Source organism: Stenotrophomonas sp. YJH_SMC_79, from assembly GCF_059367995.1.
Genome location: NZ_JCAFRK010000002.1, coordinates 250,347 through 261,474, shown reverse-complemented (window position 1 = coordinate 261,474; position 11,128 = coordinate 250,347). Strand labels below are relative to the sequence as shown.

At 65.4% G+C, this 11,128-nt stretch carries 10 protein-coding genes; 1 reads left to right on the top strand and 9 read right to left on the bottom strand.

Features of this window, described 5'->3' with window-relative positions; all coding sequences use genetic code 11:
* Positions 1-101 precede the first annotated feature (101 nt).
* The 7 genes from AC5P57_RS08005 to prpB form a co-directional block, all read right to left on the bottom strand.
* Complete coding sequence (locus AC5P57_RS08005) at positions 102-1,562, bottom strand: bifunctional 2-methylcitrate dehydratase/aconitate hydratase (protein ID WP_262234702.1); 1,461 nt, start codon at positions 1,560-1,562, stop codon at positions 102-104.
* 124 nt (positions 1,563-1,686) lie between these two features.
* On the bottom strand, positions 1,687-2,865 hold the full coding sequence (gene prpF, locus AC5P57_RS08000; protein WP_099555327.1) for a 2-methylaconitate cis-trans isomerase PrpF: 1,179 nt from the start codon (positions 2,863-2,865) through the stop codon (positions 1,687-1,689).
* Positions 2,866-2,868: 3 nt separating this feature from the next.
* On the bottom strand, positions 2,869-3,231 hold the full coding sequence (locus tag AC5P57_RS07995; RefSeq protein WP_099555325.1) for a type II toxin-antitoxin system RelE/ParE family toxin: 363 nt from the start codon (positions 3,229-3,231) through the stop codon (positions 2,869-2,871).
* The gene (locus tag AC5P57_RS07990) at positions 3,228-3,470 is read right to left on the bottom strand and encodes a type II toxin-antitoxin system ParD family antitoxin (RefSeq protein ID WP_005410653.1); all 243 of its coding nucleotides are present in this window, start codon (positions 3,468-3,470) and stop codon (positions 3,228-3,230) included. The genes AC5P57_RS07995 and AC5P57_RS07990 overlap by 4 nt, the downstream gene beginning before the upstream one ends.
* A gap of 100 nt (positions 3,471-3,570) precedes the next feature.
* Positions 3,571-6,189, bottom strand: coding sequence for a Fe/S-dependent 2-methylisocitrate dehydratase AcnD (acnD, locus tag AC5P57_RS07985; protein WP_099555323.1), 2,619 nt, complete (start codon positions 6,187-6,189; stop codon positions 3,571-3,573).
* A gap of 97 nt (positions 6,190-6,286) precedes the next feature.
* Positions 6,287-7,444 (bottom strand): bifunctional 2-methylcitrate synthase/citrate synthase, encoded by a 1,158-nt coding sequence (prpC, locus tag AC5P57_RS07980; RefSeq protein ID WP_005410655.1) that lies wholly within the window; start codon positions 7,442-7,444, stop codon positions 6,287-6,289.
* A gap of 36 nt (positions 7,445-7,480) precedes the next feature.
* On the bottom strand, positions 7,481-8,374 hold the full coding sequence (gene prpB, locus AC5P57_RS07975) for a methylisocitrate lyase (RefSeq protein WP_099555390.1): 894 nt from the start codon (positions 8,372-8,374) through the stop codon (positions 7,481-7,483).
* Between the two features lie 154 nt (positions 8,375-8,528).
* On the opposite strand from prpB, the gene prpR reads away from it, so the two are divergent.
* Positions 8,529-10,112 carry a propionate catabolism operon regulatory protein PrpR gene (gene prpR, locus AC5P57_RS07970; protein WP_099555320.1) on the top strand — a complete coding sequence of 528 codons (1,584 nt, stop codon included), beginning with the start codon at positions 8,529-8,531 and terminating at the stop codon, positions 10,110-10,112.
* Between the two features lie 266 nt (positions 10,113-10,378).
* Here prpR and AC5P57_RS07965 read toward each other — a convergent pair whose 3' ends face one another.
* Complete coding sequence (locus tag AC5P57_RS07965) at positions 10,379-10,594, bottom strand: hypothetical protein (RefSeq protein ID WP_262234701.1); 216 nt, start codon at positions 10,592-10,594, stop codon at positions 10,379-10,381.
* A gap of 32 nt (positions 10,595-10,626) precedes the next feature.
* On the bottom strand, positions 10,627-11,088 hold the full coding sequence (locus AC5P57_RS07960; RefSeq protein ID WP_099555317.1) for a DoxX family protein: 462 nt from the start codon (positions 11,086-11,088) through the stop codon (positions 10,627-10,629).
* Positions 11,089-11,128: the final 40 nt, after the last annotated feature.

Sequence of the window (11,128 nt, the reverse complement as noted above, 5' to 3'; positions counted from 1 at the left end):
GTCCGGCAGTCCGGCAGCCGCCAACCCTGGTTGGCACCTACCAAAGCAGCCGAGCCACGTGCCCGGCAAGCAGACGTGGCGTCAGATCCACCAAGGCGTTGCTACCCCGGCAGGTACAGGTCCACGTAGTCGGTCACCGGCATCGCCGCCAGCGCCACCGGGTCCAGCGAAGCGGCCAGGATGCGCTGCTGCTGGGCGGTCGGGAAGCGGTGGGCCAGGTGCCGGCGGAACTTGTCCATCAGCAGGGGAATACCTTCCTCGCGGCGGCGAGCGTGGCCGAGCGGATACTCCACCAGCACCTCCGGCAGTTCCATTCCATCGCTGAAGCGCACGCTCAGGCCGTTGGCGATGCTGCGCTTGTCCGGGTCCAGGTAATCGGCGCTGAGCTGCGGATCCTCTTGACAGGTCATCTTCGCGCGCAGCGCGTCGATGCGCGGGTCGGCGGCGACGTCATCCTCGTAGTCCTCGGCCACCAGCCGTCCGTGCAGCAGGGCGATGGCGACCATGTACTGCACGCAGTGGTCGCGGTCGGCCGGATTATGCAGCGGCCCCTGCTTGTCGATGATGCGGATGCAGGCTTCCTGGGTGCGGATGGCGATGTGCGCGATGTCCTCGACCCGCCGCCCCATCGCGCGCAGTTGCTGGTGCAGCGCAATCGCCGCCTCCACCGCGGTCTGGCCGTGGAACTCGGCCGGGTAGCTGATCTTGAACAGCACGTTCTCCATCACATAGCTGCCCAGCGGTCGCTCCAGCGCCAGTGCCTTGCCATGCATCGACACCGCTTCAAAACCCCAGGTGGGTGCGCTGAGCACGCTGGGGTAGCCCATCTCGCCGCTGGCAGCCATCAGCGCCAGGCGCACGCCGCGGCTGGTTGCATCGCCCGCCGCCCAGCTCTTGCGCGAGCCGGTGTTGGGCGCGTGCCGGTAGGTCCGCAACGCCTGGCCGTCGACCCAGGCCAGTGACAGCGCATTGAGCATGCGCTCGCGGTCCAGCCCGAGCAGCTGCGAGACCACCGCGGTGGTGGCGACCTTGACCAGCACCACATGGTCCAGCCCGACCCGGTTGAAGGAATTCTGCAGCGCCAGCACGCCCTGGATCTCGTGCGCCTTGATCATCGCCAGCAGCACGTCGTGCAGGGTCGGCGGCGGGCGGCGCAGGGCCTGCGCGTTGCGCCCCAGCCAATCGCACACGGCCAGGATGCCGCCAAGATTGTCTGAAGGATGGCCCCACTCGGCGGCCAGCCAGGTGTCGTTGAAATCCAGCCAGCGCACCATCGCGCCGAGGTTGAAGGCCGCCTGCACCGGGTCCAGCACGTAGTGCGTACCCGGTACACGCGCGCCGTTGACCACGCTGATGCCCGGCACCAGTGGACCGAGCAGCTTGCTGCAGGCCGGGAAGGACAGTGCTTCCAGTCCGCAGCCCAGCGTGTCGAGCAGGCAGTGGTGTGCGGTCTGGAAGGCCAGCGGCGAGTCGATGCGGGCATCACGCACGTAATCGACGATATCCACCAGTAGCGCATCCCACGCTGCATGCTCGTTGGATGGGGTGTGGCTGTCAGACATCGCAGGTCTCCTTGTCGGGGTACACGGTTGCCCGTGCACCATGCCAACCAAGGTTGGCATCTACCAAAGCAATCGGTCTCCGCGGTTCGGTAGTCGCCAACCTTGGTTGGCGTTTACCAACGCATCACTCGGCCGGCACGCGCACCTTGCCTTCCATCAATACGCGGGCGCTGCGGCTCATGATGGCCTTGGTCACCGTCCACTGGCTGTCAACGAGGCCAGCCTGTGCGCCGACGCGCAGCGTGCCGGAGGGATGACCGAAGGTCACCGCTTCGCGTTCGCCACCACCAGCCGCACGATTGACCAGGGTGCCCGGAATCGCCGCTGCAGTGCCGATCGCTACGGCGGCGGTACCCATCATCGCGTGGTGCAGTTTGCCCATCGACAACGCACGCGCGTGCAGGTCGATGGCCGACGCCGGAATCGCCTTGCCACTGGACGACACGTAGTCCTGTGCCGGTGCCACGAAGGCCACCTTCGGCGTGTGCTGGCGGGTCGCCGCGTCTTCCAGGCTCTTGATCAGCCCCATGCGCAAGGCGCCGTAGGCGCGGATCTTCTCGAAGCGCTCCAGTGCTCCCTTGTCCTCGTTGATCGCCGGCTGCAGCTCGGTGCCGGTGTAGCCCAGGTCGGCGGCGTTGAGGAAGATGGTCGGAATGCCGGCGGTGATCATGGTTACCTCGAAGCTGCCCACGCCCGGCACATCCAGGGTATCGACCAGGTTGCCGGTGGGGAACATCGCGCCCGCATCGCCGTCATCGGACGGATCGATGAATTCGAGCTGGATCTCGGCCGCCGGGAAGGTCACGCCGTCCAATTCGAAATCGCCGATTTCCTGCACTTCGCCATCGCGCATCGGCACGTGGGCGATGATGGTCTTGCCGATATTGGCCTGCCAGATGCGCACGGTGCACAGGCCATCGCGTGGCACGCGGGCGGGATCGATCAGCCCGTTGGCGATCGCGAACGGACCCACCGCAGTGCTGAGATTGCCGCAGTTGCCGCTCCAGTCGACGAATGCGGTATCGATCGAGACCTGACCGTACAGGTAGTCCACATCGTGGTCCGGCACAGAAGCGGTGGAGATGATCACGCACTTGCTGGTGCTGGACGTTGCACCGCCCATGCCATCGGTCTGCTTGCCATACGGATCGGGCGAGCCGATCACGCGCATCAGCAGCGCATCGCGTGCAGCACCCGGCACCTGCGCGGCTTCGGGCAGGTCCTGCAGGCGGAAGAACACGCCCTTGCTGGTGCCACCGCGCATGTAGGTGGCGGGAATACGGAGTTGCGGGAGGAAGGTCATGGATCAGTATCCTGGATGCGACGAACCAATATCGGGGTTGAGCTCCTCGTCTTCGAACAGTGCTTCCATGCCCCGCGAAGCGTTCCAGATGCGCACGATGGAAACGTGCGCAGGTAGCTCCACGTAGTAGACCAGGTAGCCGTCGAAGCGACGAACCGGATGAAAACGCAATGGCGTTGGCAGCGAGGGCAATAGATCCGCATGCAGTGCGGAACCAGCACCTGGGTGGGCCTCGATCAGCTTGACGACCGATTCCACCGCATCGATGAAGCCGATTTCCAGCACTTCTCCGCCCTGATCTGCATACCAAGCTGCTGCCTGGTCAAGATCTCGAACCGCTGCAGGGGACCAGTGCGAAGGTTTCACTTGCGGTTCCGTGCACGCTCACGGAGCTTGTCAAAGTGATCCGGCGCCAGAGGTGCCGAAGGACCAGAAGCCAGCCCCTCGGCAATCAGCTGCTTGAGCAGTTCTTCGGCCTTGCTGCGCTGTCGCTGGCGGATCAGGTCGCGCACATAGTCCGACGTGCTGGAGTAGCCGCCTTCGCGCACTTCCTCGTCCACGAACTGCTTGAGCGGGTCGGTCAGCGAAATGTTCATGGTGGCCATGAAACTCTCCTTTGGCAGTTTTTGCCAAGTCAGTGTGCGCCCTGCCCTGGTGTCGGACAAGCCCACCCCCGGTCTCCGGGGGCAGGCATTAAGCCCGGCATCACGCCACCTTGGCCCCTTCCAGGAAGTCCTGGGCGAAGCGCTGCAGCACGCCGCCGGCCTCATAGATCGCCACTTCCTCGTCGCTGTCCAGGCGACAGGTGACCGGCACGATCACGTCCTGGCCGTCGCGGCGGTGGATGACCAGGGTCAGCTCGGCACGCGGGGTGCGCTCGCCGATCACGTCAAAGGTCTCGGTGCCGTCGATGCCCAGGGTCAGGCGGGTGGTGCCGGGCTTGAACTCCAGCGGCAGCACGCCCATGCCGATCAGGTTGGTGCGGTGGATGCGTTCGAAGCCCTCGGCCACAATCGCTTCCACGCCGGCCAGGCGCACGCCCTTGGCGGCCCAGTCACGCGAGCTGCCCTGGCCGTAGTCGGCACCGGCGATGATGATCAGCGGCTGCTTGCGGTCCATGTAGGTCTCGATCGCCTCCCACATGCGCATCACCTTGCCTTCCGGCTCCACGCGCGCCAGCGAACCCTGCTTCACGCTGCCGTCGTCGTTGCGCACCATCTCGTTGAACAGCTTCGGGTTGGCGAACGTGGCGCGCTGCGCGGTCAGGTGGTCACCGCGGTGCGTCGCGTAGGAATTGAAGTCCTCTTCCGGCAGACCCATCTTCGCCAGGTATTCGCCGGCGGCGCTGGAGGCCATGATCGCGTTGGACGGCGACAGGTGGTCGGTGGTGATGTTGTCCGGCAGCACCGCCAGCGCGCGCATCCCTGCCAGCGTACGCTCACCGGCCAGTGCACCCTCCCAGTACGGCGGGCGGCGGATGTAGGTGCTCTGCGGGCGCCAGTCGTACAGCGGGCTGACTGCCGCGCCATGCTCCACGCGCACGTTGAACATCGGGTTGTAGACCTTGCGGAACTGCTCGGGCTTCACCGAGGCTTTCACCACCGCGTCGATCTCGGCGTCGCTCGGCCAGATGTCCTTCAGGCGCACCTCGTTGCCATCGGCATCCACGCCCAGCACGTCCTTCTCGATATCGAAGCGGACGGTGCCGGCGATGGCGTAGGCGATCACCAGCGGCGGCGAGGCCAGGAAGGCCTGCTTCGCATACGGATGGATGCGGCCATCGAAGTTGCGGTTGCCCGACAGCACGGCCGTGGCATACAGGTCACGGTCGATGATTTCCTGCTGGATCTTCGGGTCCAGCGCACCACTCATACCGTTGCAGGTGGTGCAGGCGAAGGCGACGATGCCGAAGCCGAGCTGCTCCAGGTCCGGCAGCAGGCCGGATTCTTCCAGGTACAGCTGCACGGCCTTCGAGCCCGGCGCCAGCGACGACTTTACCCACGGCTTGCGCTGCAGGCCACGCGCGTTGGCGTTGCGCGCCAGCAGTGCGGCAGCAATCACGTTGCGCGGGTTGGAGGTATTGGTGCAGCTGGTGATGGCGGCAATGATCACTGCGCCATCGGGCATCAGGCCCTGCGCCTGCTCGGCCTTGCCCGCTTCCAGCTTGGCTTCGTCGGCGATGCCGCGCTCGGCCAGCTCGGCGGTGGCCACGCGCTTGTGCGGGTTGGACGGGCCGGCCATGTTGCGCACCACGCTGGACAGGTCGAAGCGCAGCACGCGCTCGTACTGCGCGGTGGCCAGGTCATCGGCCCACAGGCCGGTGGTGCGCGCGTAGTTCTCAACCAGCGCCACCTGCGATTCCTCGCGGCCGGTCAGGCGCAGGTAATCGGTGGTCTGTGCGTCGATGTAGAACATGGCGGCGGTGGCGCCATATTCGGGGCACATGTTGGAGATGGTGGCGCGGTCACCGATGGTCAGTGCCGCAGCACCCTCGCCGAAGAATTCAAGCCAGGCACCAACCACGCGTTCCTTGCGCAGGAACTCGGTCAAGGCCAGCACCACGTCGGTGGCGGTGATGCCCGGCTGCGGGCGGCCGCTCAGTTCGACGCCGACGGTGTCGGGCAGGCGCATCCACGAGGCACGGCCGAGCATCACGTTCTCTGCCTCCAGGCCGCCAACACCAATCGCGATCACGCCCAGCGCATCCACGTGCGGGGTATGGCTGTCGGTGCCCACGCAGGTATCGGGGAAGGCGACGCCGTCCTGTACGTAGACCACCGGCGACATCTTCTCCAGATTGATCTGGTGCATGATGCCGTTGCCCGGCGGAATCACGTCCACGTTCTGGAATGCCTGCTTGGTCCAGTCGATGAAGTGGAAACGGTCTTCATTGCGACGATCTTCGATCGCGCGGTTCTTCTCGAACGCCTGCGGATCGAAACCACCGCACTCCACCGCCAGCGAGTGATCGACGATCAGCTGCACCGGCACAACCGGGTTGACCTTGGCCGGGTCGCCACCCTTGTCGGCGATCGCATCACGCAGGCCGGCCAGGTCGACCAGCGCGGTCTGGCCGAGGATGTCGTGGCAGACCACGCGCGCCGGGAACCACGGGAAATCGAGGTCGCGACGGCGCTCGATCAGCTGCTTCAGCGAATCGCCGAGCGTGGCCGGATCGCAGCGACGCACCAGGTTCTCGGCCAGCACGCGCGAGGTGTACGGCAGGGTGGCGTAGGCGCCGGGCTGGATCGCATCGACAGCGGCACGCGCGTCGAAATAATCCAGCGCGCTGCCGGGGAGGTTCTTGCGGTAATCGGTATTCATGGGCTGGCGGAGTACTTGGGGCGGGCCGGGTGCCGGCGGTGCGGCGGCGAAAGCACCCGGCCGGCACACGGCCGGCCGGATGGGTGCAGCAGGTGGATCAGACGCGCTTGTCGATGGCGACGAAGTCGCGGTCTTCCGGACCGATGTAGTTGGCGCTCGGGCGGATGATCTTGCCGTCGATACGCTGCTCGACGATGTGCGCGCTCCAGCCGGCGGTGCGGGCGATCACGAACAGGGGAGTGAACATCGCGGTCGGCACGCCCATCATGTGGTAGCTGACCGCGCTGAACCAGTCCAGGTTCGGGAACATCTTCTTGATGTCCCACATCACCGATTCCAGGCGCTCGGCGATGTTGTACATCTTCATGCTCGACTGCTCTTCGGACAGCTCGCGGGCCACGTCCTTGATCACCTTGTTGCGCGGATCAGAGACGGTGTAGACCGGGTGGCCGAAACCGATCACCACTTCCTTGCGCTCGACGCGGGCCTTGATGTCTTCCTCGGCCTCATCGGGACTGTCGTAGCGCTTCTGCACTTCGAACGCCACTTCGTTGGCGCCGCCGTGCTTCGGACCGCGCAGCGCGCCGATGCCACCGCAGATCGCGCTGTACATGTCGCTGCCGGTGCCGGCGATGACGCGGCAGGTGAACGTCGAGGCGTTGAACTCGTGCTCCGCGTACAGGATCAGCGAGGTGTGCATCGCCTTCACCCACGATTCCTGCGGCTTCTCGCCGTGCAGCAGGTGCAGGAAGTGGCCGCCGATCGAGTCATCGTCGGTTTCCACGTCGATGGCGCGGCCGTTGTGGCTCCAGTGGTACCAGTACAGCAGCATCGAACCGAGGCAGGCCATCAGCTTGTCGGCGATGTCGCGTGCACCCGGATGGTTGTGGTCGTCCTTCTCCGGTGCCACGCAGCCGAGCACGGACACGCCGGTGCGCATCACGTCCATCGGGTGCGCCGACGGCGGCAGCTCTTCCAGCGCCGCCTTCACCGCAGCCGGGATGCCACGCAGCGACTTCAGCTTGGCCTTGTACGAAACCAGCTCGGCGCGGGTCGGCAGCTTGCCGTGCACCAGCAGGTAGGCGATTTCCTCGAACTCGCTGGTGTTGGCCAGGTCCAGGATGTCGTAGCCACGGTAGTGCAGGTCGTTGCCACTGCGGCCCACGCTGCACAGCGCGGTGTTGCCGGCAGCGGTGCCGGACAGGGCCACGGACTTCTTCGGCTTGAAGGTCGGGGTTGCGGTCGTATCGTTCATGTTTTCCCTCCGAAAACTGATGGTGCAGGGTACTGCTTATTTCTTGGCGGCGAACAGTGCATCGAGCTGCTGCTCGAAGGCGTGGTAGCCGATGCGGTCGTAGAGTTCTTCGCGGGTCTGCATGGTCTCCACCACGTTGCGCTGATGACCATCGCGGCGCACCGCCTGGTAGACGTTCTCGGCAGCCTTGTTGGCGGCGCGGAAGGCAGACAGCGGGAACAGCTGGATGGCGACGCCGGCCGAGGCCAGTTCATCGCGGCTGAACAGCGGGGTGGCACCGAACTCGGTGATGTTGGCCAGCACAGGCACCTTCACCGCGTCGACGAAGCGACGGTAGGTGTCCAGGTCGTAGGCCGCCTCGGCAAAAATGCCGTCGGCACCGGCCTCGACGCAGGCGATGGCGCGCTCGATGGCCTTGTCCACGCCGTCCACCTGGATGGCGTCGGTACGCGCGATCAGGAAGAAGTCCGGATCGGTCTTGGCATCGGCAGCGGCCTTCACGCGGTCGACCATTTCACCCTGCGAAACGATTTCCTTGCCCGGGCGGTGACCGCAGCGCTTGGCGCCGACCTGGTCTTCGATGTGGCAGGCGGCTGCGCCGGCCTTGATCAGCGACTTCACAGTGCGCGCGATGTTGAACGCGCTCGGACCGAAGCCGGTGTCGATGTCGACCATCAGCGGCAGGTCGCAGACATCGGTGATGCGGCGCACGTCCACCAGCACGTCTTCCAGGGTGTTGATACCCAGGTCCGGCAGACCCAGCGAGCCGGCGGCAACACCACCGCCTGACAGGTAGATCGCGCGGAAGCCGGCGCGCTTGGCCAGCAGGGCGTGGTTGGCGTTGATCGCGCCGATCACCTGCAGCGGCGATTCGGCAGCCAGCGCCTCACGGAAACGGGCACCGGCTGAGAAGGAAGTGGAAGCGGTCATGCGGCAATCCAGGTTGGAGAACGGGTAGGTAGGCGCAAGCACCATGCCAAGCTGCAAGCCGTTGATTTCACGGGGATGACTGCCATGCAACAGTGAAACATATGAAACATTGAAACGGATGTATCATGAAACATCCCGCCGACCTCCCGCCGCCATGTACCTGCCCCGCTCACCCCTGCGCCACGCCGACGCCGACCCCGGTCGCCCGGTGATCTGGACGGTCAGCGTCTCGCGCCTGACCGGCCTGCTCGGCGATGTCATTCCCGAATTCGATCGCCGCGCGCGCATCGAGCAGATCAACCTCGGTTTCGAGGAAGCGGTGGATGTGATCGGCCAACGCCTGCGCCGCGAGCACTGCGACGTGGTCATCGCCGGCGGCTCCAACGCCGCTTGGCTGCGCAGCCGGCTGGAACTGCCGCTGGTGCCGATCCAGGCCAACGGCTTCGACCTGATGGAGGCGCTGGCGCGTGCGCGGCGCATCGCCAGCCGCATCGGCCTGGTCACCCACGCCAGCGACGTGCCGGTGTTCAGCAACTTCCAGCAGAGTTTCGGCCTGGATATCGAGCATCGCCGCTTCGTCACCCGCGAGGACGCACGCGACTGCATTGCCGACCTGCGCGCCAACGGCATCGAAGTGATCGTCGGCACCGGCATGGCCATCGACCACGCCGAACAGGCCGGCCTGCCCGGCGTGCTGCTGTACTCGGCCGACTCGGTGCGGCAAGCGTTTGAACATGCGCTGGAGCTGACCCAGACCCTTGCCCGCTCCAGCGGCAACCGAGCCGCCCCGCGCCGGCGCCCGGCAGCACGTGCCGACACACATGAACTGCTCGGCGACAGCGACGCGATGGCGCAGGTCCGCGCGCAGATCGCGCTGTATGCGCCGCATGACAGCACCGTGCTGGTCACCGGCGAGACCGGCACCGGCAAGGAACTGGTCGCGCGGCAGCTGCACGCCGCCAGCGGCCGTCGTGGGCGCTTCGTCGCGCTGAACTGCGGCGCCATCAGCGAATCACTGCTGGAAGCGGAGCTGTTCGGTTACAGCGATGGCGCCTTCACCGGCGCACGCCGTGGTGGCCGCGTCGGCTTGGTCGAGGCCGCAGACGGCGGCACCCTGTTCCTGGATGAAATCGGCGAACTGCCGCTGCCGCTGCAGACCCGCCTGCTGCGGGTGCTGGAAGAACGTGAAGTGCTGCGCGTGGGCGCCACCGAACCGACCCCGGTGGACCTGCGCGTGGTCGCCGCCACCCTGCAATCGCTGGAGCACCGCGCGGCAGCCGGCAGCTTCCGGCGCGACCTGTATTACCGCCTGGCCGCGCTGCGCATTGCCCTGCCATCGCTGCGCGCCCGGCGCGGTGACATCCCACTGTTGGCGCAGCATTTCTTCCGCCAGCTGCGTGGTATCGACGCGCCACTGGATGCGGAGGCACTGGCGGTGCTGACCACCGCCCAGTGGCCAGGAAACGTGCGCGAATTGCGCAATCTGGTGGATCGGCTGCGCATCCATTGGCAACCCGGTGAAGGGCTGATTGATGCCGCGCGACTGCTGCAGCTGGCACCCGAACTGGTGAATGAGGGCGCCGCTGCGCTACCGGTGGAAAACAACGGCAAGCGGCCGCCGCGTCCGCAGTTGGAAACGCTGTTGCAGGAACACCGCAATGACCGCGAGGGGATGGCGCAGGCGCTGGGCGTCTCACGCACTACGCTGTGGCGCTGGCTGCGCGCGGAGAATCTGTAGAGTCGAGCCATGCTCAACTCCATGGAAAAGCCGAGCATCAATCAACGCTACGTACCGCTTGCCTCACCGAGATACCACATCATGAAGCCATGGAAGCTCTCCCACCGAGGCTGCTCTTGTCCCGTCACAAACTGATCGTGGCGAGCCAGGCTGTAGTCATGTACCTCTTCAGTAGACATATCGTACAAATACATTCCCTCACCCTCGTCAGATGACAGCGGAAGAAAATTAACTGGGAGCTCGTACCGATCCCAAACGTACTCAGCCTAGTCTGGAATCTTCGGAATTCCAGGGCCAACGATACGCAACAACTCAAGCCTACCGCTCACGGCAGGCAGCGCGCCATTGATCGCCATGTAGAACATCCACATATCGCAGTGAGGAGCAACGCCCAAGCGACGCATGACCTCGGCCGCCGAAGCGCAATCAGGATTCCGACGATCCGGGTACGCGCGAACTACGCGCTGGATCAGATCATTCATCCGCATTCAATTGCCTCCGCATCACTCAATGTTCAACGCGCCCAGCGCACTTCTATCGCGAATCGTCCACTCCCAACTGCGGCAATCCACAACAGCAGCACACCCAGCGGCACTTCGCTCAGATAGAAGAACCAGCTCAGCCAATCCGGCACGCTCAGCCCGGCAGGAATGCGCGCGATGCCATCAGTCAATGCAGCCACCGCGCAGATACCTGCCAGCAGCAACGCCGAGGGGCGACTGAGCAGGCCCAGCACCAGCAGGCTGCCCGCAATCCATTCAATGCCTCCGAGCACCGGCGCACTGAACACCGGGAACGGAATCCCCGCATCGACCAGCGTATGCACCATGCGCTCACGTCCCGCATCGGTGAACACCTTGTTCCAGCCGGACACGCAGAACATCACCCCGGCGACGATGCGGGCGATCAACAGCAGGAACGCTTCCACGCCGTGACGCAGCGGCGGCACCGCAAACAGGCAACGCCAGGAGGGCATGGCAACTCCGGAAGTCGAGATCATCCATCGGAGTGTGCCG